At 36.9% G+C, this 24068-nt stretch carries 19 protein-coding genes and 1 tRNA gene; 13 read left to right on the top strand and 7 right to left on the bottom strand.

What is annotated here, in order from left to right:
* The first annotated feature begins 44 nt into the window (after positions 1-44).
* From tuf to CGC58_RS03150, 13 genes are all read left to right on the top strand, one after another.
* Positions 45-1232 (top strand): elongation factor Tu, encoded by a 1188-nt coding sequence (gene tuf, locus CGC58_RS03210; RefSeq protein ID WP_095895093.1) that lies wholly within the window; start codon positions 45-47, stop codon positions 1230-1232.
* A gap of 69 nt (positions 1233-1301) precedes the next feature.
* Positions 1302-1372, top strand: a tRNA-Trp gene (locus tag CGC58_RS03205).
* A 16-nt stretch (positions 1373-1388) separates the two neighbouring features.
* Positions 1389-1574 carry a preprotein translocase subunit SecE gene (secE, locus tag CGC58_RS03200; RefSeq protein ID WP_095895092.1) on the top strand — a complete coding sequence of 62 codons (186 nt, stop codon included), beginning with the start codon at positions 1389-1391 and terminating at the stop codon, positions 1572-1574.
* 13 nt (positions 1575-1587) lie between these two features.
* A complete protein-coding gene (gene nusG, locus CGC58_RS03195) occupies positions 1588-2139 on the top strand; it encodes a transcription termination/antitermination protein NusG (protein WP_095895091.1) in 552 nt (183 codons plus the stop codon).
* 101 nt (positions 2140-2240) lie between these two features.
* Positions 2241-2678: a 50S ribosomal protein L11 gene (gene rplK, locus CGC58_RS03190; RefSeq protein WP_095895090.1), complete on the top strand. Its 438-nt coding sequence runs from the start codon at positions 2241-2243 to the stop codon at positions 2676-2678.
* An 11-nt stretch (positions 2679-2689) separates the two neighbouring features.
* Positions 2690-3379 (top strand): 50S ribosomal protein L1, encoded by a 690-nt coding sequence (rplA, locus tag CGC58_RS03185; protein WP_095895089.1) that lies wholly within the window; start codon positions 2690-2692, stop codon positions 3377-3379.
* A gap of 22 nt (positions 3380-3401) precedes the next feature.
* Entirely contained in the window at positions 3402-3917 is a 516-nt protein-coding gene (gene rplJ, locus CGC58_RS03180; RefSeq protein WP_095895088.1) for a 50S ribosomal protein L10, read from the top strand.
* Positions 3918-3970: 53 nt separating this feature from the next.
* On the top strand, positions 3971-4345 hold the full coding sequence (rplL, locus tag CGC58_RS03175) for a 50S ribosomal protein L7/L12 (RefSeq protein WP_018280437.1): 375 nt from the start codon (positions 3971-3973) through the stop codon (positions 4343-4345).
* 484 nt (positions 4346-4829) lie between these two features.
* Positions 4830-8639 carry a DNA-directed RNA polymerase subunit beta gene (gene rpoB, locus CGC58_RS03170; protein ID WP_095895087.1) on the top strand — a complete coding sequence of 1270 codons (3810 nt, stop codon included), beginning with the start codon at positions 4830-4832 and terminating at the stop codon, positions 8637-8639.
* Between the two features lie 75 nt (positions 8640-8714).
* The gene (locus CGC58_RS03165) at positions 8715-9062 is read left to right on the top strand and encodes an MmcQ/YjbR family DNA-binding protein (protein WP_095895086.1); all 348 of its coding nucleotides are present in this window, start codon (positions 8715-8717) and stop codon (positions 9060-9062) included.
* 96 nt (positions 9063-9158) lie between these two features.
* Entirely contained in the window at positions 9159-13442 is a 4284-nt protein-coding gene (gene rpoC, locus CGC58_RS03160; RefSeq protein WP_095895085.1) for a DNA-directed RNA polymerase subunit beta', read from the top strand.
* A gap of 3 nt (positions 13443-13445) precedes the next feature.
* Complete coding sequence (locus CGC58_RS03155; protein WP_095895084.1) at positions 13446-13754, top strand: DUF3467 domain-containing protein; 309 nt, start codon at positions 13446-13448, stop codon at positions 13752-13754.
* 512 nt (positions 13755-14266) lie between these two features.
* The gene (locus CGC58_RS03150) at positions 14267-15439 is read left to right on the top strand and encodes a porin (protein ID WP_095895083.1); all 1173 of its coding nucleotides are present in this window, start codon (positions 14267-14269) and stop codon (positions 15437-15439) included.
* A 56-nt stretch (positions 15440-15495) separates the two neighbouring features.
* On the opposite strand, the gene CGC58_RS03145 is transcribed toward CGC58_RS03150, so the two are convergent.
* The 7 genes from CGC58_RS03145 to CGC58_RS03115 all read right to left on the bottom strand — a co-directional run bounded on the left by CGC58_RS03145 (position 15496) and on the right by CGC58_RS03115 (position 24064).
* The gene (locus CGC58_RS03145; protein ID WP_095895082.1) at positions 15496-16650 is read right to left on the bottom strand and encodes a VWA domain-containing protein; all 1155 of its coding nucleotides are present in this window, start codon (positions 16648-16650) and stop codon (positions 15496-15498) included.
* An 18-nt stretch (positions 16651-16668) separates the two neighbouring features.
* Entirely contained in the window at positions 16669-17400 is a 732-nt protein-coding gene (locus tag CGC58_RS03140; RefSeq protein WP_095895081.1) for an outer membrane beta-barrel protein, read from the bottom strand.
* Positions 17401-17552: 152 nt separating this feature from the next.
* Positions 17553-18911: a DUF5723 family protein gene (locus CGC58_RS03135; RefSeq protein WP_095895080.1), complete on the bottom strand. Its 1359-nt coding sequence runs from the start codon at positions 18909-18911 to the stop codon at positions 17553-17555.
* 115 nt (positions 18912-19026) lie between these two features.
* Positions 19027-21018, bottom strand: coding sequence for an excinuclease ABC subunit UvrB (gene uvrB, locus CGC58_RS03130; RefSeq protein ID WP_095895079.1), 1992 nt, complete (start codon positions 21016-21018; stop codon positions 19027-19029).
* A gap of 44 nt (positions 21019-21062) precedes the next feature.
* A complete protein-coding gene (locus tag CGC58_RS03125) occupies positions 21063-22226 on the bottom strand; it encodes a TraB/GumN family protein (RefSeq protein WP_157909183.1) in 1164 nt (387 codons plus the stop codon).
* Between the two features lie 232 nt (positions 22227-22458).
* A complete protein-coding gene (locus CGC58_RS03120) occupies positions 22459-23466 on the bottom strand; it encodes an erythromycin esterase family protein (protein WP_095895077.1) in 1008 nt (335 codons plus the stop codon).
* A gap of 34 nt (positions 23467-23500) precedes the next feature.
* Entirely contained in the window at positions 23501-24064 is a 564-nt protein-coding gene (locus CGC58_RS03115; protein WP_095895076.1) for a GNAT family N-acetyltransferase, read from the bottom strand.
* Positions 24065-24068: the final 4 nt, after the last annotated feature.

The following is a 24068-nucleotide window of genomic DNA, read 5'->3' as shown; positions in this document are numbered from 1 at the left end:
TAAACACTATATTTATATAACTAAGATTTAAAAATTTATTTAAAATGGCAAAAGAAACATTTGATCGTTCCAAACCCCACTTGAATATTGGTACTATTGGACACGTGGATCACGGTAAAACAACTTTGACTGCTGCTATTACTAAAGTATTGGCTGATGCTGGTCTTTCAGAGCAAAGAAGTTTTGATTCAATCGATAATGCTCCTGAGGAGAAAGAAAGAGGTATTACAATTAATACATCTCACGTAGAATACCAAACAGCAACTCGTCACTATGCGCACGTTGACTGTCCTGGTCACGCGGATTACGTTAAGAATATGATTACTGGTGCTGCTCAGATGGATGGTGCGATTCTTGTAGTTGCTGCTACAGATGGTCCGATGCCACAAACTCGTGAGCATATCCTTTTAGGTCGTCAGGTAGGTATTCCACGTATCGTTGTATTTATGAATAAAGTGGATATGGTTGATGACCCAGAGTTGTTGGAACTTGTTGAGCTTGAAATGAGAGAGCTTTTGAGTTCTTATGATTACGATGGAGATAATGGTCCTATCGTTCAAGGTTCTGCTTTAGGCGCTTTGAATGGAGAGCCTAAATGGGTTGATACTGTAATGAAATTGATGGATGCTGTTGATAGCTGGATTGAGTTGCCAACACGTGATATTGATAAACCATTCTTGATGCCAATCGAAGATGTGTTCACTATTACAGGTCGTGGAACTGTTGCTACAGGACGTATCGAAACTGGTGTTGCTAAAACAGGTGAGCCTGTTGAGATTATCGGTATGGGTGCTGAGAAATTGACTTCAACTATTACTGGGGTTGAGATGTTCCGTAAAATCCTAGACCGTGGAGAAGCTGGAGATAACGTAGGTTTGTTGCTTCGTGGTATTGATAAAAAAGATATCAAACGTGGTATGGTTATCTGTAAGCCGGGTTCAGTTAAACCGCACGCTAAATTTAAAGCTGAGGTGTATATCTTGAGCAAAGAAGAAGGTGGACGTCACACTCCATTTAAAGATAAATACCGTCCTCAGTTCTACGTTCGTACAACTGACGTAACAGGTACTATTTCTTTACCAGAAGGAGTTGAGATGGTTATGCCAGGTGATAACTTGACTATTACAGTTGAGTTGTTGCAACCAATCGCACTTAATGTAGGTCTTCGATTCGCTATCCGTGAAGGAGGTAGAACAGTAGGTGCTGGTCAGGTAACTGAAATTCTTGACTAATCAATAAAAAATTGATATAAATAATAATAGAGAAGTTTTGAGGTGTTTCTCAAAACTTCTTTATGAAAAACGGGTGTAGTTCAAGGGTAGAATAGCGGTCTCCAAAACCGTTGATGGGGGTTCGAATCCCTCCACCCGTGCAAAAATGATAATGTGATGATTAACTATATTAAGGAGTCTTACGAGGAATTAAAAAATCATGTTACTTGGCCAGCATTGGCAGATGCACAGCGAGAAATGGTTGTTGTTGTTGTGTTTTCGATTTTGTTCTCACTTCTCATATGGGGTATGGATTCTTTTTTTGAATGGGTAATGGCTTTGTATTTTAACTTTATGAAGTAAAAGTAACGGTAGGATGTCGGTAGTGTTAGAAAAGAAATGGTATGTCGTTAAGGCTGTTACAGGGCAAGAAAATAAAGTTAAAAACTACATAGAAAGCGAGACATCTCGTCTGGGATATGCTGACTATGTGGAGGAAGTTTTGGTGCCTACAGAAAAAGTTGTTCAAATTCGTAATGGGAAGAAGATAAATAAGGAAAGAGTGCATATGCCTGGTTATGTGATGGTAAAAGCGAATCTTGTAGGAGAGGTTATACACATTATTAAATCAATACCTGGGGTTGTTGGCTTTCTGAGTGAAACAAAAGGTGGAGATCCTCTTCCGTTACGCAAGTCGGATGTGAACCGAATGTTGGGGCAGGTGGATGAACTTTCTGAAAATGTAGAAGTAATGGCCATCCCTTTTGTAGTTGGAGAAACGGTAAGAGTTGTTGATGGTCCTTTTAACGGATTTAATGGTTCCGTAGAGAAGGTTAATGAAGAGAAGCGTAAGTTGGAAGTGATGGTTAAAATTTTTGGAAGAAAAACACCGTTAGAACTGAGCTATATGCAGGTTGAGAAAGTATAAAAATATTAAAGGTACTGAAAGTCGGAAGTCCTTAGGAATATAAAAAATGGGATTTTTGACTTTCCTTTTTTAGTGAATAAATTAATTATTAATAATAAACAATGGCAAAAGAAATTAGTAAAGTAGTTAAGCTACAAGCTCGGGGAGGTCAAGCGAATCCGTCGCCACCAATTGGACCCGCTTTAGGTGCTGCCGGTGTTAACATTATGGAGTTCTGTAAGCAGTTTAATGCTCGTACACAGGACAAGCAAGGGAAAGTTGTTCCTGTTGTTATCACAGTTTATAAAGACAAATCATTTGATTTTGTAGTTAAAACCGCACCTACTGCAGTTCAGCTATTGGAAGCCGCTAAGGCTAAAGGTGGATCTGGTCAGCCTAACCGTAAAAAGGTAGCAAGCGTCACTTGGGATCAAGTGAAAGCGATTGCAGAAGATAAAATGCCTGATTTGAATGCATTTACAATTGAGTCTGCGATGAGTATGGTTGCTGGTACAGCACGTTCAATGGGAATAACAGTAACTGGAGATAAACCTTTTTAATCTGAGAAATTATGGCAAAATTGACAAAGAAACACAAAGAGGCTTTATCTAAGGTTGACTACAATAAATTGTACTCATTGACTGAGGCTTCTACATTATTGAAAGAAATCACTTACACAAAGTTTGACGCCTCTGTAGATATCGCAGTACGTTTGGGAGTTGATCCTCGTAAAGCCAATCAAATGGTAAGAGGGGTTGTAACGCTTCCTCACGGAACAGGAAAAGATGTTAAGGTTCTTGCTTTGGTTACTCCTGATAAAGAAGCTGAGGCAAAGGCTGCAGGTGCAGACTATGTGGGATTAGATGAATATCTACAAAAAATTAAGGATGGTTGGACAGATGTAGATGTTATCGTTACAATGCCAAGTGTTATGGGTAAATTGGGACCATTAGGACGTGTTTTAGGTCCGCGTGGTTTGATGCCTAACCCTAAAACAGGTACTGTAACAATGGAGATAGGTAAAGCTGTTCAAGAGGTAAAATCAGGTAAAATTGATTTCCGTGTTGACAAGACAGGAATTGTTCACGCTGCAATAGGAAAGATTTCATTCACAGCAGATAAAATTGTTGAAAACGCAAGTGAATTAATTCAAACGTTGATAAAATTGAAACCTACAGCTGCTAAAGGAACTTATGTGAAATCTATCTATATTTCAACGACAATGAGTCCTAGTGTGCCTGTTGATACTAAGTCAGTTTAATTTGTAGTTAAAAAAGAAAATTATGACAAGAGAAGAAAAATCATTAGTAATAGAAAATTTGACTGCACAGTTAACTGAAAATAATATTATTTATGTAACTGACCTAACAGGGTTAAATGCAGAAGAAACAACAAACTTGCGTAGAGCTTGTTTTAAGGCTAATATCAAATTAGCAGTTGTAAAAAATTCATTGCTGGCTAAAGCAATGGAGGCTTCTGATAAAGAGTTTGGTGAATTACCATCAGTTCTTAAAGGCAATAGCACTTTGATGTTTTCAGAGGTAGGAAATGCTCCTGCAAAATTGATTAAAGAGTTCAGAAAAAAATCAGATAAATTGGTTTTAAAAGGAGCTTTTATTGAGGAGGCTATTTTTATTGGAGCAAATCAATTGGAAGCATTATCTTCTATAAAATCAAAAGAAGAGGTTATTGGAGATATCATCGGATTATTGCAATCGCCTGCTAAAAACGTTATTTCTGCTCTTAAATCAGGAGGAGGAAAATTGGCAGGAATCATCAAAACCTTATCAGAAAAATAAAACAAAAAACGCACAAATTATAATTATAACAAATTTAAAAAAACGATAGAAAAATGGCAGATTTAAAAAATTTCGCAGAACAATTAGTAAATTTAACAGTTAAAGAAGTAAACGAGCTTGCTCAAATTTTGAAAGACGAGTACGGAATTGAGCCAGCTGCAGCAGCAGTAGCAGTAGCAGCAGGTCCTGCAGCAGGAGGAGAGGCAGCAGCTGAGAAAACAGAATTTGACGTATTCTTGAAATCAGCAGGAGCTAACAAATTGGCTGTAGTTAAATTGGTAAAAGAGTTAACTGGTCTTGGACTTAAAGAAGCGAAAGAAGTAGTTGACGGAGCTCCTTCAAAAATCAAAGAAGCAGTATCTAAAGATGAGGCTGAAGGTCTTAAAAAATCTTTAGAAGAAGCTGGAGCTGAAGTAGAATTGAAATAATTTTACATTGCTTAACATATAAGGTTTAGGTCTTTTCTTATGCAGGAATAGGCCTAAACCATTTTGCGTATTATATCTAAAAACTTATTGTTCAGATGCTTATTAAGTGTTAGTTTGTTCTTATCTTTTTGAATTTTAGGACTTTGTATCCGTGATTTAATAAAAGTGTATCACTCTAATACTTTTGAAGGTTGAGAAAAAATACACGGTAGATTAATCTATCGTTTTAGACAAAAATAGAATATCGTTTGTTGTTTATGTACAACGTAGCTTACGAGTTTTTGTTGAAAATTCAAGATATTCGGTGACATTTTTAGAAAAACTTATGTATGGTAAACACTGTCAGGTTTTTTGCAGTAGTCTTTCTAAAATGTACATTGTTAAGTAAAAACGTAACACATTTTGCAAGTGCTTTGCGTTTTAAAAGAATAAAGCATAAAATACATTCTTTAGGGAATGATTTAAAATTTAAAAACAGAAGTAAATGTCAACAAATCAAACTGCAAGAATCAATTTTGCTTCGGTAAAACACACGCCAGATTATCCTGATTTTTTGGATATTCAGATTAAATCGTTTCAAGATTTTTTCCAGTTGGAAACGAAATCAGAAGAAAGAGGCAATGAAGGTTTATACAACACATTCAAGGAAAACTTCCCTATAACGGATACACGTAATCAGTTCGTGCTTGAATTTTTGGACTATTTCATTGATCCGCCACGTTACACCATTCAAGAATGTATTGAAAGAGGGCTTACGTATAGCGTTCCCTTGAAAGCAAGATTGAAGTTATACTGCACTGACCCTGAACACGAAGATTTTGAAACCATTGTGCAAGATGTATATTTAGGGACAATGCCTTATATGACAGCTAGTGGTACTTTTGTTATCAATGGTGCTGAACGTGTAATCGTATCACAATTACACCGCTCTCCAGGGGTATTCTTTGGGCAATCGTTTCACGCAAACGGAACAAAATTGTATTCCGCAAGAATTATTCCTTTTAAGGGTTCGTGGATTGAGTTCGCTACAGACATCAATAATGTGATGTATGCGTACATTGACAGAAAGAAAAAATTACCTGTAACTACACTTTTCCGTGCAATCGGTTTTGAGCGTGATAAGGATATTTTGGAAATATTTGATTTGGCAGAAGAAATCAAAGTTTCTAAAACAGGTTTGAAAAAATATATTGGTCGTCGCTTAGCTGCTCGTGTGTTAAATACTTGGCACGAGGACTTCGTTGATGAAGATACGGGAGAAGTGGTATCTATCGAGCGTAACGAAATTATTCTTGATAGGGACACGGTTCTTGATAAAGACAATATTGAAGAAATTTTAGAAGCTGATGTGAAAACTATTCTTTTGCATAAAGAGGATAGCCAAGCAACGGATTATACAATCATTCATAACACTCTACAAAAAGATCCTACGAACTCTGAAAAAGAAGCAGTGGAACACATTTATCGTCAGTTACGTAATGCTGAACCACCCGATGAGGAAACAGCTCGTGGCATTATTGATAAATTATTCTTCTCTGATCAACGTTACAATTTAGGAGATGTAGGACGTTATAGAATCAATAAAAAATTAGGAATTGACATTCCAGAAGATAAGCAAGTTTTAACAAAAGAAGATATCATTACAATTGTTAAATACTTGATTGAACTTATCAATTCAAAAGCAGAAGTTGATGATATTGACCACTTGTCAAACAGACGTGTGCGTACGGTAGGAGAGCAACTTTCTGCACAATTCGGAGTGGGACTTTCTCGTATGGCACGTACGATTCGTGAGCGTATGAATGTGCGTGATAATGAGGTGTTTACTCCAATCGATTTGATTAATGCAAAAACGCTTTCTTCTGTAATCAATTCATTTTTCGGAACAAACCAGCTTTCTCAGTTTATGGATCAAACCAATCCGCTTGCTGAGATTACACACAAACGAAGGTTATCGGCTTTAGGACCTGGAGGTCTTTCCCGAGAGCGTGCAGGTTTTGAGGTGCGAGACGTTCACTATACGCACTATGGTCGTTTGTGTCCGATTGAAACTCCAGAGGGTCCGAACATCGGTTTGATTTCATCTTTGGCAGTGTTCTCGAAAGTAAACGGAATGGGATTCATTGAAACTCCTTACCACAAAGTAACTAATGGTAAGGTGGATTTGAAAGATATGACCTATTTGAGTGCCGAAGAGGAAGAAGGCTTGAAAATTGGTATGGCAAATATCAGTTTAGATGCAGAAGGAAACATAACAGAGGAGAGAGTTGTTGTTAAAGAAGATGGAGATTTCCCTGTAATTGAGCCAAATCAAGTTGAGTTTATTGACGTAGCTCCTAACCAAATTGCCTCAATTTCAGCTTCGTTGATTCCTTTCTTGGAACACGATGACGCGAACCGTGCTTTGATGGGCTCGAATATGATGCGTCAGGCAGTACCTTTGTTGAAGCCTGAATCTCCGATTGTAGGTACAGGTTTGGAACGCAGAGTGGCTTCCGATTCACGTGTTTTGATGAATGCAGAAGGTGATGGAACAGTAGAATATGTTGATGCTGAGAAAATTGTAATTACATACGACCGTACTGAAAATCAGAAATTAGTAAGCTTTGACGAAGATGAAACGATTTACAATCTGATTAAATTCCAAAAAACTAACCAAGGTACTTGTATCAACCTGAAACCGATTGTACGTAAAGGTGACCGAGTTACCAAAGGGCAGGTTCTTTGTGAAGGGTATGCGACAGAACAAGGAGAATTGGCTTTAGGTCGCAATATGAAGGTAGCATTTATGCCTTGGAAAGGGTATAACTTTGAGGATGCTATTGTGATTTCGGAGCGTGTGGTTCGTGAGGATATTTTTACGTCTATCCATATTGATGAGTATTCTTTGGAAGTTCGTGATACTAAATTAGGAGCTGAAGAGCTTACTAATGATATCCCGAACGTTTCTGAGGAGGCTACTAAAGATTTGGATGAGAATGGTATGATTCGGATCGGAGCGGAGATTCGCCCTGGGGATATTCTTATAGGTAAAATCACACCGAAAGGGGAATCTGACCCAACACCGGAAGAAAAATTACTTCGTGCGATTTTCGGAGATAAGGCTGGAGATGTAAAAGATGCTTCTTTGAAGGCTTCTCCTTCGCTTTACGGGGTAGTTGTTGATAAAAAACTGTTCTCAAGAGTAGTTAAAGATAAAAGAAAAAGAGGTAAGGATAAAGAAGACATAGCGGTTGTTGAAGCTAATTTTAATTCTAATTTCCAATCTCTTAAAGATAAATTGGTTAAGAAATTATTCACTTTGGTTGATGGAAAAACTTCACAAGGAGTTTTGAATGACTTGGGTGAGGAAATCATCGCAAAAGGAAGAAAATTCACTATTAAAATGCTTGATTCAATTGAGGATTACGCTCACTTAGTGTCAGGCGGATGGACAGACGAGAAGGAAACTAACGCTTTGATTGATGATTTATTACACAATTATAAAATCAAGTTGAATGACTTGCAAGGAGCGTTACGCCGTGAGAAATTTACTATTTCAGTGGGTGATGAACTTCCTGCAGGGATTTTGAAACTTGCTAAAGTTTACATAGCTAAAAAACGTAAGTTGAAGGTAGGAGATAAAATGGCGGGTCGTCACGGAAATAAAGGTATCGTAGCCCGAATTGTTCGTGATGAGGATATGCCTTTCTTGGAAGACGGAACACCAGTGGATATCGTGTTGAACCCTCTTGGGGTACCTTCGCGTATGAACATTGGTCAGATTTACGAAACTGTGTTAGGTTGGGCAGGTCAGAAATTAGGTCAGAAGTACGCTACTCCAATTTTTGACGGAGCTTCATTAGACCAAATTAACGAACTTACTGATAAAGCAGGCATTCCGCGTTTTGGTCATACGTATTTATATGACGGAGGAACAGGGGAGCGTTTTGACCAACCAGCAACTGTTGGAGTCATTTATATGATTAAACTCGGACATATGATTGACGACAAAATGCACGCACGTTCTATCGGACCTTACTCACTTATTACGCAACAACCACTTGGAGGTAAGGCTCAGTTTGGAGGTCAGCGTTTCGGAGAGATGGAGGTTTGGGCTTTGGAGGCTTATGGAGCTTCAAGCACGCTTCGTGAAATCTTGACAGTTAAGTCAGATGACGTTATCGGAAGAGCAAAAACTTACGAAGCTATCGTGAAAGGTGAGGCGATGCCTGAACCAGGATTGCCAGAGTCGTTCAATGTATTGATGCACGAGCTGAAAGGTCTCGGATTAGATATTCGTTTGGAAGAATAAAGGATTCAAATTCAGAAACTTTGCCGAAGTTTTTAGCTTTGGCAAAGTTGAATTTATAAATAATCTCAATTTGTGATGAATATTGAAGAATTGCGTGAATTCTGCCTGTCACTTAAAGCTTCAGAAGAAAGTTTTCCGTTTGATGATGAAGTTTTAGTTTTTTCAGTCAAAGGAAAAATGTTTTGCTTGGTAAACATTACAAAATATGAGTTTATAAATCTCAAGTGTGACCCTGAGGAAGCCGTTGAGCTTCGTGAACAATATGCCGAAGTTACTGCAGGTTGGCATATGAATAAAAAACATTGGAATAGAGTTCAAATTAACGGGAAAATTTCCGATAATTTACTTAAAAAATGGATTTTGAATTCATATAAACTTGTGGTAAAAGGGTTGCCAAAGAAAGTTCAAGAAGAATTATTTTAAAAATCTAAAATTCTTTCAATAAATCCTCTAAAATAAAATGTTTTAAGAACCTTTGAAGGTTTTACAATAAAATAAAAATTTTTACAACCATATAGTATGGCAAGAGATAAAAATACAACTGTTTCAAAATTCGATAAAATTTCTATCGGATTGGCTTCGCCAGAGTCAATTTTAGCGGCTTCTCGTGGGGAGGTTATCAAACCCGAAACCATCAATTATCGTACACACAAACCTGAGCGAGATGGTTTGTTTTGTGAGCGTATTTTTGGTCCTGTAAAGGATTACGAGTGTGCTTGCGGAAAATACAAGCGTATCCGTTACAAGGGGATTGTTTGTGATAGATGTGGTGTTGAAGTAACAGAGAAAAAAGTGCGTCGTGATAGGGTAGGACATATCAATTTGGTAGTGCCAATTGCTCATATTTGGTATTTCCGCTCGTTGCCTAACAAAATTGGATATTTGTTGGGCTTGCCATCTAAAAAGTTGGATATGATTATTTACTACGAGCGTTATGTAGTTATCCAGCCGGGTATAGCAAAAGGACCTGACGGAGAAGATATCCAACCATTAGATTTTCTTACAGAAGAAGAGTATCTTAACATAATGGAGTCACTTCCTGTTGAGAATCAGTATTTAGAAGATACTGACCCTAACAAGTTTGTGGCAAAAATGGGAGCAGAATGTTTGTTAGATTTGCTCCAACGATTGGATTTGGATGAACTTTCTTACGATTTGCGTCACAAGGCAAATAACGAAAGTTCTAAACAACGTAAAACAGAAGCTTTAAAACGCTTGCAGGTGGTTGAAGCTTTCCGTGAAGCGAAAAACAATCGTGAAAACAAACCAGAATGGATGATAATGAAGGTAATTCCTGTGATTCCACCTGAATTACGTCCGTTAGTTCCGTTAGATGGTGGGCGTTTCGCAACTTCCGATTTGAACGATTTATATCGTAGGGTAATTATCCGTAACAATCGTTTGAAACGTTTGATGGAGATTAAGGCTCCTGAGGTGATTTTGCGTAACGAGAAGCGTATGTTGCAAGAATCGGTAGATTCATTGTTCGACAATACACGTAAGTCATCAGCGGTTAAAACAGAATCAAACCGTCCGCTTAAATCACTTTCTGATTCATTGAAAGGAAAACAAGGACGTTTCCGTCAAAACTTACTTGGAAAACGTGTGGATTACTCGGCTCGTTCGGTAATCGTTGTAGGTCCTGAACTCAAATTGTATGAGTGTGGTCTTCCTAAAAATATGGCAGCAGAGCTTTATAAGCCTTTCGTTATCCGTAAGTTAATTGAAAGAGGAATCGTAAAAACGGTTAAGTCTGCTAAGAAAATTATTGACAAAAAAGAACCTGTAGTTTGGGATATCTTGGAAAATGTGATTAAAGGGCATCCGGTGCTTCTGAACCGTGCCCCCACGTTGCACCGTTTGGGAATCCAAGCCTTCCAGCCTAAACTAATTGAAGGTAAAGCAATTCAGTTGCACCCACTAGTGTGTACGGCGTTTAACGCGGACTTTGACGGTGACCAGATGGCGGTACACTTACCATTAGGTCCGGAAGCTATTTTGGAAGCTCAACTTTTGATGTTGGCATCGCATAACATCTTGAATCCTGCCAACGGTTCGCCGATTACCGTACCTTCACAGGATATGGTTTTGGGGCTTTACTATATGACCAAAGGCAGACGCTCAACACCTGAGTATCCAATTAAGGGAGAAGGAATGACTTTCTATTCTGCGGAGGAAGTAAATATTGCTTACAACGAGAAAAAACTTAGTTTGAATGCCTTTATCAAAGTTCGAGTAAGGGATTTGGACGAGGAAGGAAATAAAGTATATAAAGTGTTGGAAACCACAACAGGTAGAGTTCTTTTCAACGAAGTGGTTCCTGCAGAAGCTGGATATATCAATGAGGTATTGACTAAAAAGTCATTGCGTGATATTATCGGTCATATTTTGAAATCCACAAGTATTCCTACTACGGCAGATTTCTTGGATAAGATTAAGAATATGGGATACAAATTCGCTTTCCAAGGAGGATTGTCGTTTAGTTTGGGAGATATCATTATTCCGCAAGAAAAAGCCGATATGATTGCTGAGGCAAACGGTTTGGTTGACGGAATTATGATGAACTATAATATGGGTCTTATTACCAACAACGAGCGTTATAATCAGGTAATTGACGTTTGGACATCAACTAATGCTCAGCTTACTGAGTTGGCTATGAAGCGAATTAGCAACGACCAACAAGGATTTAACTCTGTATATATGATGTTGGATTCTGGTGCGAGGGGTTCAAAAGAGCAGATTCGCCAGCTTACGGGTATGCGTGGTTTGATGGCAAAACCGAAAAAATCGACAGTAGGAGGGGGCGAGATTATCGAAAACCCAATCTTGTCGAACTTTAAAGAAGGTTTGTCAATCTTGGAGTACTTCATTTCAACGCACGGTGCTCGTAAAGGTCTTGCCGATACCGCTTTGAAAACTGCCGATGCGGGGTACTTAACACGTCGTTTGGTGGACGTTTCACAAGATGTTATTATTAACACGGAAGATTGTGGAACGCTACGTGGTGTGGAGGTTCGTGCATTGAAGAAAAACGAAGAAGTGGTTGAAACTCTGGGAGAACGCATCTTAGGACGTGTTTCACTTCACGATGTTTATAATCCTCTTACGGAAGAATTACTTGTTAGGTCAGGAGAAGAAATCACTGAAAAAGTAGTGGCTAAAATCAATGAAGCTCCTATTGAAATGGTGGAAGTACGCTCTGCACTTACTTGTGAGGCTAAACACGGAATTTGTGCTAAATGTTACGGAAGAAACCTTTCTACAGGAAAAATGGTTCAAACAGGTGAAGCTGTGGGAGTTGTGGCTGCACAGTCTATCGGTGAGCCGGGTACGCAGCTTACGCTTCGTACGTTCCACGCCGGAGGGGTTGCAGGTAACGTTTCCGAAGAGAATAAGGCAGAAGCTCGCTTTAACGGTATCCTTGAAATTGAAGATTTACGTGCAGTAAAAGGTAAAGATAACGAAGGAAATCCGATTAGCGTAGTGGTTCGCTCTTCTGAATTGAAAGTAGTTGACCCAACTACCGGAATGGTATTGCAAACGCACGATATTCCGTATGGTGCGAGCATCTTTGTAAAAGATAAGCAAGAGGTTACTAAAGGAACTTTGCTTTTCCAATGGGATCCGTATAATGCGGTTATCATTTCTGAGTTTTCAGGAAAAATTGCTTACGAAGGTATTGAGCAAGGGGTAACTTATCAAATTGAAATTGACGAACAAACAGGTTTCCAAGAAAAAGTGATTGTAGAATCACGTAATAAAAAATTGGTACCAACGTTATTGATTTTGGATAAAAACGATGAGGTGTTACGTTCGTACACTTTACCGGTTGGTGCTCACATTATGGTTGAGAACGCAAGTAAAGTTGAAGAAGGAAAAGTATTGGTAAAAATTCCGCGTAACTCTGCAAAATCAGGGGATATCACAGGAGGTTTACCTCGAGTTACGGAGCTTTTCGAAGCACGAAATCCTTCAAATCCTGCAATCGTTTCTGAAATTGACGGGGTAGTTTCGTTCGGAAAAATCAAACGTGGAAATAAAGAGGTTATTGTTACATCTCGTTTGGGTGAAGAGCGTAAATATTTGGTGAAATTGTCAAGCCAAATCTTGGTTCAGGAAAACGACTATGTGCGTGCCGGAAAACCGCTTTCTGATGGTTCTGTAACTCCGGATGACATTTTGAAAATCAAAGGACCTTCGGCGGTTCAGCAATATTTGGTAAACGAGGTACAAGAGGTATATCGTTTGCAAGGTGTGAAAATTAACGATAAGCACTTTGAGGTAATCGTTCGTCAGATGATGCGTAAAGTTGAAATTCAAGACCCGGGAGATACCTTGTTCCTTGAAGGTCAGCTTGTTCATAAAGATGATTTTATCGAAGAAAACGATAAATTATTCGGTAAAAAAATAGTTGAAGACGTTGGTGATTCGGAGAATTTAAAAGCAGGTCAGATTGTTTCTCTCCGCCAATTGCGTGACGAAAATTCACTACTTAAACGTGCTGATAAGAATTTAGTAATTGCTCGTGATATTATTCCTGCAACGGCTACGCCTGTGTTACAGGGTATTACAAGAGCATCGTTGCAAACCAAGTCGTTCATTTCAGCGGCATCTTTCCAAGAAACTACAAAAGTGTTGAACGAAGCAGCCGTAAGCGGAAAAGTAGATACACTCGACGGATTGAAAGAAAACGTGGTTGTAGGACATAGAATTCCTGCAGGAACAGGTTTGAAACGTTACGAAAAAATCCTCGTAGGTTCAAAAGCAGAAATGGAAGTTGCTGAAAAGAAAAAATCAAAATAGATTATGAGTGATTTGAAAGAAAATGAAGGACAGTTGAGTATTGAACTTGATGAAAAAGTTGCTGATGGTATATACTCAAACTTGGCGATTATCAATCATTCAATGAGTGAGTTTGTTGTTGATTTTGTGAGTGTTATGCCGGGAATTCCGAAGGCGAGAGTACGCAGTCGGGTTATTTTAACGCCACAACACGCAAAACGTTTGCTAAATGCGTTGTCCGAAAACATACAACGATTTGAAAAAGCCAACGGAATAATCGATGAGAATTCACATCACTCAATTCCTCTATTTGGATTAAAAGGAGAAGCCTAATTAGTTAAAATAGAATTATATAACAAGGTTCGAAATGTACTTTTCGAACCTTGTTTTTTTGTTATTGTTCTTATGAAGCGGAATTAATTCTGATTGAAGAAGAGCAAAAAAAAGAGACTGCTGAAAAATCAGTCAGTCTCAAATCAACAAAAATATAATCATCTCTCTTATGCAGTTATAAAAATTCCTTTCTAAAAGATTTTTTGTTATAATCATATTATCTGTTAAATAAATGCTTTTATATGCTTCTTTTAAGAAAAAGAATAATTATAATGCAAATGTATGTAAAAAATGATTACAAAACAATTTTTGTGGTTACTTTTTTATTGAAAAATGTATTTTAACGTTTTATGTTATTGTTTTTTGATTTTTTTATAAATGTTATACAAATGATTTTTTTGATTTAGAAATTATGCTTATAAAAAATAAACTTTTGTTTTCTAATAATATAAACTTAGTTGATTAATAAGATTTATTTTTGTTATCTTCGCAAAATTAAAAAATGTAATGAGATGAAGAGATTATTTTTTTATTTATTGATGGTAAGTTCCTCAATTTTGTTTGCACAGAAAGCAGTAAACGAAGATAAAGAACAGCTGACACCTTACTATGATTTTAAAAAAGGAGTAGGGATAACGGCTCCTGATAGTTTATTTCAGATGAATATTCGTTTTAGGATGCAGAATCGTTTCAGTGTGGTTACGGACAAAAATGATGAAGTAGGCTATGAGGCTTATATTCGGAGATTACGTTTACGATTTGAAGGTTTTGTTGCAGATCCAAAGTTTGGTTATACGATACAGCTCTCTTTTGCTCCCCGTGACGTAAACGGAAACCACATCATTCGTGATGCAATTGTTTTCTACAAACCTAATAAAAATTGGTTGTTGAGCTTCGGACAAACGAAATTACCAGGGAATCGCCAGCGAATCAATTCTTCTGGAGCGTTACAACTTACAGACCGTTCTATCAATAATGCAACCTTTAATATAGACAGAGATTTCGGTTTTCAAGTTCATTATCTGAAACAATATAACGATAAATTTTCTTACAATTTTAAAACTGCCGTGACTACAGGTGAGGGGCGCGATTTTGTTGGTAGAAATACAGGACTTGCCTATACTGCTCGTTTTGAGGTTCTTCCTTTGGGTAAATTTAAAAAAGGTGGTGAATACTTTGAAGGAGATATTTTAAGGGAGGAAACGCCAAAACTTTATTTCGGAGCGACCTATCATTATAACCACAACGCTACAAAAACTCAGGGGCAAAACGGAAATACATTGGTTAATGACCAAACCAGAAATTTGCAATCAGTGTTAGTTGATGGTTTGATGAAATACAACGGTTGGGCTGCAATGGCATCATATATGCAACGTACAGCAAATAATCCTTTGGTTGATTTGAGTGCAAAGTCATTTGTAGAGACTGGGCGTGGATTTGATGCTCAGTTGAGTTATGCTTTCCCAAGTAACTGGGAAATTGCTTCCAGATATTCGCACCTTGCTCCAACTAATGATTTGAAAGACATAATGCCTAAGCGAAATCAACTTTCATTAGGAGTTACTAAATACATTTGGGAACACGCATTCAAGGCTCAGATGGAAATTACCAGAACTAATAAAACCTTGCTTGATAATTCTCAAAAAGAGTGGTACTTACGATTCCAAGTTGAGATAGGAATTTAAGAAAATCTCGGTAAAAACCAAAAAAAGACTTCTGAAACTCAGAAGTCTTTTTTCGATTATATTTGTTGTTTTGAGGACGTTTCAAATTTTTTTAAGTCGTGACCTTTCAGTGATGCTTCCACTAATTCGGGTAATTTATCGGGAGTGCAGGCAAAGCAGGCAATTCCTAATTTACTGATTTCTTTTCCTAATTTTTCATCATAATCGGGTCTTCCGCTATCGGAAAGAGCGAGCAAAACAATTACTTTTACTCCGTCTTCGTGCATTTGTGAAAGCCGTCGGAGTAATCCTGTTCTCACGCCACCTTCGTACAAATCCGAAATCAGGATAAACATTGTTTTTCTTGGATTTTCGATTAGCGTTTGGCAGTAAGCAACGGATTTGTTGATATCTGTTCCTCCTCCGAGTTGCACTCCAAAAAGCATATCCACAGGGTCTTGCCTGCAAAGTTCGGTAAGGTCTGTAACTTGTGTGTCAAAGGCAACTACGTGCGTGTCCAATGCCGGCATACTTGCAAAGATAGAACCCATTACCGATGAGTAAATGATTGAATCGCACATCGAACCGCTTTGGTCGATATCCAAAATAACAGTCCAATTTTTTTGTTTTTGGCTACGTTCAAAAAAGTAAAATTTTTCAGGAATTAGGCGTTTGGTTTTCGTGTCGTAATTTTTAAGATTTCGGTTAATAGTTCTTTTCCAATCAGTTGAGGCGAAATTAGAAATGGGAGAATGAGCTTTTTTGTTTAAAGCTCCTGTCACGGCACGACGCAAATCCTGCTCCATTCGTTTCATAATTTCATTTACCACTTCCTTAACAAGTTGGCGTGCAGCTTCTTTTGATTTTTCGGGAATTTGCCCTTTCAAAGCCATTAAAGTCCCGACTATTGAGATATCAGGTTTTACATTTTTAAGAGTTTCGGGTTCAAATAAAAGCTTTGTAAGCCCTTTACGTTCAATGGCATCGGATTGAATTATGCTAACTACATCTTGTGGAAAGAAACTCCGTACATCGGTAAGCCATTTGGCTAAATTTGGAGCAGAAGAGCCCAAACCAGCCTTCCTACTTCCGTTATTTTTCGTTGTATCTCCGTCATAGATGGCAGACAAGGCAGAATCCATTATGGATTGTTGCTCATTTAAAGAAGCATTTTCCAAAGCTCTTGCATCTTGCCCGAGAATTAATCGCCAACGTGTAATATTTTCTTCCATAATCAAACTTTCAAGAAACTATAAAATATAGAAAATCAACCCCATTTGTAAAAGAGAAGATTTCAGAGAAGCGTTATTTTCCAACTTCGCATTTTTGAGAATGGAAGACAGATTGTACTGTATGAAAAAATTCCAGGTGTTGTACCCGAAAGCTGAATAAACCTTAAAATGCCAATCTTTGTTAAGGTCTGAGTTATTGAAGTAAATAGTGATATCGTCGCGCTTGTAAAGGCTTCTTGCTCCGAAAACATATCCCAACTTCATTCCCGTGTAAATTCGCCAAAATTTGTGATTTTCAGCTGTTGAAGTTCGCCAACGAAACTCAATGGGGAATTCGAGCGTGTGTGTTTCAAAATAATTTTTGTTGATATTCAAATCGTTCAAATTACTTACGATATGATATAAATCAGAAGTGTTTTCGCGAAAAATATTGCTGTAAACCAAATCGTAAGAATATCCAACCCCCAAGGCAATACCAATATTTCTGCGTTGGTTCATTGGTAAATCTTTCTGAAAACCAGCGTGTATTCCTCTGGAAAGGCTGTGCTGAACAACTTTACTCGCATCAGAAATCAAATAGTCATACGTTAGCCCAACGTAAAACTGGTCTTCCAGATATTTCTGTCCTCGTCCTTTTTTTTCCTTTTTTTCGGTTTTTGTTTGAATCATTCCATCATCGGAATCATCTTGTGAAAAGGCAGATATCGGAAAACCAATAAAGACTAATAATAAGTATGTTAAGTGTTTCATTTTTCAAAAAAGATAAATATTTACAAAGGTAAATTTTTTATTTAAATAATCAAGATTTTGATTAGCAGAAATTACGAAAGAAGATTATTAATAAAAAAAACAATGTACCATTTCAGCACATTGTTTTTCAAAAAAATATGATTTTCTAAATATTATATTTCAAATTGAAGTCCGCCAAATAGGTTTAATTCTTTTGCGTTTTTAGACATTAAATTACTAACAATACTTCTTGAACCAATGAAAAGAGGACCTAAACGAACGGCTGTTCCTACGTTTGTTCCCATCCCGATGGCACTTGACATAGGAAGATAAAACCCGATGTATTTCCATTCCACTCGTGGAGTGATTACAAATCCGCTTGCGTACGAAGTGTTGTAAACTTTGCTGGTATTTGTAATGTTGAAATTTGCAGATACATCTACAAAAATAGGTCCTGTGATGCGTACATCGGCATTCAATCTGAGCGATGTTGGCAATGAAGAAATAATTGAAGCTCCTTTTAAAGATGTTTTTGAAACAAAAAGACTTTCGTCCATACTTTTTTGAACGTCAGATAAATTAATGTTGTGACTTCCCACGTTTAGAGAATATCTTTGAGAATCTTCGGTAGCAGAATATTTCAAACGACCGATGTCAGTAAAAGAAAATCCAAGTTTTAAATCATAAGGAGTTGTAGTACAGCTCGGGCAACCTTCTTTACGATATTCGTACACGAAACCAAAATCAAATCCTAAAGCAGAAGTCTGAGATTTTAAAATATCATTAAACTTTGGACTCTTAGTTACATTGATACCTCCGTTTGAAAGTAAAAATTCAGCATTTTGATTTCCTTGAACGTTTATATTTACAATAGCATCATTGTTGTTTTCAATCAAATTAGCCTTGATATTTCCGTTTATTTCCGAAAAACCAGCGTATGTGCTGATTGCTCCTCTGACAAATTTTGCAGTGATACCCGCTTTTAAGGAATGATTACTTGTTTTGGCTAACAATCTTGCCCAAGTAAAAGCAAATTCAGAGAAAGCGTTGGCAGAAACATTTTGTTTATCAAGATTGAAAGAATATCCTGAAGGAGAAAGGTTTAAATCGCTTGAATTTAATAAGAAAGACTCAAGTACCTTAGCATCAATGCCTCGTGCATCCATAAACACGCGAGCTCTTGAGGTGAAAGCAAAAGCGTTTTTTCGCCCTACGTGGAAATAAAAAGAAGGTCCTAACACGTCCAAGTTCACATCAGCATTGATGTCATTGTGTGAAGAGGCTTGCGATGTGAAGTCATTAAAACTTTTCTTCAAATCAAGGTTTAATCCCATTTTGTTGTTCCCGAAATCGGCATCAACTGAAACAACATTTATTGCAAATCTGCTCATTCCGTCAACAAAATTGGCGGGATTGGTTGTACCTTTGTACATACCACCGTATTGGCTTGTGTTTATCCCGGAAAAAGATTGTTGGGCATTGATTGCAAAAGTAGAAAAAATCGCAACCGAAAATAAAAATTTCTTTATCATTACAAATAAATTGAAAAATTAACGGGGGCAAAGATATAAAAAAGTTTGAAAGTCAATTGTGATGCACAAAAAATTAACATTCTCACTATAAAAAAGCATTTTCAGTGACAAGAAATCATTTTTTCATTTCTTCCAATTTTTTTATTTCATCCCGATATTGAGCTGCTTTGACAAAATCGAGTTCTTTGGCGGCAGTTTCCATCAGTTTGCGAGTTTCTCGGATTTTTTTCTCAATTTCTTTTTCGGAAAGAAGCTCTTTTTCAGGTGCTTTTTCTTTTTTGAACGAAGGGTCGTAGTGAAATTCGGTAATCGGACTTTTACTTAAAGTGTTTTCTATTTTTTTATTTAAAGGCTTGGGTGTGATACCATTACGAAGATTGTAATTCATCTGTTTTTCACGTCGATAGTTGGTGTCGTCAATGGTAATTCGCATACTTTGCGTAATTTTATCGGCGTACATAATGGCTTTTCCGTTTACGTTACGAGCGGCACGCCCCACCGTTTGGGTCAGCGAACGCGTAGAACGCAAAAAGCCTTCCTTGTCAGCATCTAAAATGGCAACGAGCGAAACCTCGGGCAAATCCAATCCTTCACGAAGCAGGTTTACGCCCACCAAAACATCGAACAATCCACGGCGTAAATCTTGCATAATCTCCACACGTTCAAGGGTATCCACATCGCTGTGAATGTATCGGCAACGCACCCCAATTTTGGTAAGATATTTGGTGAATTCTTCCGCCATTCGTTTGGTTAATGTTGTAACCAAAATACGTTCGTCTTTTTCCACCCGAAGCTGAATTTCTTCTGCCAAATCATCAATTTGATTCTCGCTCGGACGGATTTCAATTTCTGGGTCAAGCAATCCTGTCGGACGGATAATCTGCTCAACATAAACTCCTTGCGTTTTTTGAAGTTCATAATCGGCAGGTGTGGCACTTACGTAAATTACCTGATTTTGAAGTGCTTCAAATTCTTCAAATTTCAGCGGACGATTGTCCAAAGCAGCGGGCAAGCGAAAACCGTATTCCACTAAATTTTCTTTCCGACTGCGGTCGCCTCCGTACATTGCGTGCACCTGCGGAACGGTTACGTGACTTTCGTCGATAACCATCAGAAAATCATCAGGAAAATAATCCAACAAACAAAACGGACGTGAACCAGGTTCTCTTCCGTCCAAATAACGAGAATAATTTTCAATACCCGAACAATATCCCAACTCGCGAATCATCTCCAAATCGAAATTTGTGCGTTCTTCCAATCGTTTGGCTTCCAGATGTTTGCCTATTTCTTTAAAATATTCCACTTGTTTGGTCAAATCCTGCTGAATGTTCCAAATGGCTTTCTGCAATACATCGGGCGAGGTCACGAACATATTGGCGGGATAAATGTTCAAGCTATCGTAACGTTCTGTTACTTTGTTAGTTTGCGGGTCAAAAACTTCAATTTCTTCGATTTCATCTCCAAAGAAATGAATGCGGAAAGGCGTATCGGAATAGCCGGGGTAAACGTCCACCACATCGCCTTTCACTCGGAAATTTCCGTGAATGAAATCGGCAGTAGTTCGGGCGTACAAACTTTGCACCAAACGATGCATAAATTTGGTTCGAGGAAGTATTTCTCCACGTTTGATAGTGATGACATTCTTCTGAAATTCAACGGGATTCCCAATTCCGTACAGACACGAAACGGAAGCCACGACCAGCACATCACGTCGCCCCGAAAGCAAGGAAGAAGTGGCACTAAGCCTTAATTTTTCGATTTCTTCATTGATGGAAAGGTCTTTTTCGATGTATGTTCCTGTGGTGGGAATGTAGGCTTCGGGTTGGTAATAATCGTAATACGACACGAAATATTCCACCGCATTGTTCGGAAAAAAGGCTTTAAACTCGCTATATAACTGAGCTGCAAGGGTTTTGTTATGAGCCAAGACTAAGGTAGGATGTTGTACATTCTGCACCACATTGGCCACGGTAAAGGTTTTCCCAGACCCCGTAACGCCGAGCAAAACTTGATACTTTTCCCCTTTTTCGATACTTTGGGTAAGTTGCTTGATGGCTTGAGGTTGGTCGCCAGTAGGCTGAAAATCAGATTGTATGGAGAATTGCATTTTAGTATTGTTATAATTAAAAAGAAATATCAGTGTTTGTAAACTTAGTTATTGCTCCTTATTAATAAATTAAAATCTTTGGGTTCTAATGTAATATAGCTTGGATATTTCCCAAAATCGTAGGGAATGGAAATTACCGTTAAAGGTTTTTTTATAACTTTCAACTCGTTAGAAAGAAAAAACCGTTTTGTTGTATTTTTGGTGAGAAGTTTTATTGTAGCATCTTTCTCTGCAAAAAAATGCTCAACAACAATTTCTTGTGAGTCCTTTTTAGGAACAGAAATTTCTGCTTTTTCAGGAAAATCAAATAAGATGGCATAGTAACTGTCTTTTAAAGCAGAATTCAAAAAACTTCCAAAAAAATTTGCTTGGGGGCTTTTTTCTCTTTTAAAAGATTTTGCAACAAAGTGATTTCTTGACCATATAACAGATTTTCCATCTGTTAAGTTAAGAATTTCATTGGATAAATTCTCAGAAACGAGAGAGACAATTTTAGTATCATCATTGTTTACTTTTGCTATTTTCAGTAATGTGTTGGCAGAGTTTATATCTTTCATTAAGTGATTGTAATACTGATTTTTAGGCAATTTTTCAACCTGACTTATATTGTCCTTGTGCCAAGCTACGATTTTTTGACAAACGCCAATAACATAATCTTCGGTGATACTTTCTATCCATTTTTGTGAAGTAGATTTGCTTTCGCTTTTGTCCAATGGAGAAATATATTTATAAAAAAAATAGGACGGAGAAGGAGAGGAATACTCAGTGCCGTGTAAACTTATCTTTTTTTGGGGATTTTCTAAGTTATATTTTTTTAAAAAAGAAATCAAATCCCAAAAAGCGGAGATTTTAAATATAACATACTCTTTTTTTGTTTTGGAGGGAATTTCTGCAAATATGGAATCTATTTTTTCCTTTTCGTAGACCGAATCACTATTGATATAGTCATTAAAAGGTCTTAATAGAATGTCTGTCGCTGGTACGAAAACGTTCTTAAATTCTTTGTTTTTAATCAGAAATTTGCTTATCTCGAAAGCATAAGAAGAAATTTCTTCCGATGGGAAAGGACCAATGTCCCCCAACCCCACTACTTTTATTTCATCCGTAATTTGTTTATCCAAAATGCTATCTAAAGATATTTTATTTAAATTTTGAGTGTAACAAAATGAAATCAATAAAAAACAGGTAATTGATAATAAAAATTTCATAAAAAATTATTTTAAAATTCTGATAGGGTTTACATTCTGCAATATTACTAGTATATCCAAATCATCAACAATTGACATTATTTCTTTTCCAAACAAGTCTAAATCACTTAACATCAAAGGCTTTTTCTTTTGTAGCAGTTCATTATCTGAGAGCAAAACTCCTTCTTTGAACTTGTATCTTCCTCTCAGGAAAAAAGGAAAAGCGTAATTTGGACACTTAAAAGATTTATTTTCAAAAGGAAAAACTGATATAGAAGTTTCCTCTTTTGAAGAAAACTCTTTTTTTAGAACAGCTATAGTTGCTTCTTTGGAATAAGTTGTTGCTATAGTAAAGTACTGATTTCCATATTTTTTCCCTTAGAAAACTTCCTAAGCGTTTTGTTAAAATTTGATAATATGTTTTTTTATCTTCTTTCTTATAGTAATCTGTAATCGGTAAAATATGAGCATTATGTGCCCAAACAACACTCTTAGAATCAGCTAATTCACAAACATTAACAGCCATTAGGCTATCTCTGTATGTTTCATAATCTTGATGTCTTTTCTTAAGATGGCGTTGGGTAATGTAAGCCTTAGCATTTCTTATGTCCATTGAGCATAATTGAAAATCTTCCTCTTTCAATTTTGATTTTATTTTGTCTTTATTTTTTTCAAACCAATCGTAAATATTACTAATAGCTAACGAATCATTATGAGGAAGTGCCCATCTCTCAATATTTTTATTGACAAAATTAGTATCTATTTTCGTTAGGTAGTTATGTGTTAGATAAGGAATAGGAACAGGAACTATGGTATCAAAACCTCTGAATTTTACTTTTTGCTTACTTTTTAAATTGTGATGCTTTAACCAAATAAAAAAATCAATGTACTCTTCTGTAAAAAATATAGAATTTTTCAATTGAGCATTCACTAATGACTTAATTTTTTCATCGCTAAATTTCTGATTATCATCTAATAAGTAGTTATTAATAGGACGTAAATTTATATCTGAATATTCAAATATAATTTGTTTTACTGATTGATTTTCAATAAGATATTTGCATAATTCCGTTTTATAAAGCACAACCTCTCTCCCTCCGTGGGTGAACTCTCCCAAGCCAATAATTTTCACATTGTTTGGGATTTTGTCAAAAACAGTTTTATCTATAGTAATCTGTCCTGTTTTGGAGAAAATTTGGTTGCTTTTCTGACCATAGGAATGGTAAAAACATAATAGAAGTAATACTAAAAGTCTAATCATATCTATTACTTTTTAATGAAGGCGTGATGCTAGTTTACATTGACTTATTCTCAAAAACCAAGTGTTTATAAACTCCTCCTGCAAGAGGCTGATTATTAGCGTAAACAAATCCTAAGCGAGTGTACAGCCTTTCTGCTTGTGGATTTTTTTCATCAACCAACAAGCCTATTTTTCCTAATTGGTTGTCCGAAGCATATCTTTGAAGAAATCCAATTAATTGAGAACCAATCCCTTTTCCTTGTCCTTGAGGGCTAACGCTTACCGTGTCAATATAAATTTCTCCTTCCGAGGTTTCGTCTTCCACAATTATTTTTCTTCCTGAAATTCGCTCGGAAAGTGTTAAAACAGGTTGCCGAAGTTTATGTAAGTGGGCTCCATCATAAAAAACCAATGAACCTATAACTTGGTTATTTTCTTCAAAAACTATCGTATTTTCGTAGGAATATTGGTTGTTTTCTTCTAAAAATAGCATTTTTAGGAAAGAAATTGCTTCAATTTCATTTTCTTTCCCGATAAGTTTGAAAACAATTTCCTCCATCGCTTGAAACATAAGCGGAGCTACAAATTCAACGTCTTTTTTTGTTGCAAATCGAATCATTTTT

The organism is Capnocytophaga stomatis, from assembly GCF_002302635.1.
Taxonomy (GTDB): Bacteria; Bacteroidota; Bacteroidia; order Flavobacteriales; family Flavobacteriaceae; genus Capnocytophaga; species Capnocytophaga stomatis.
Note: the sequence above shows the minus strand (reverse complement) of the source record. Positions and strands in the feature narration are given on the sequence as shown.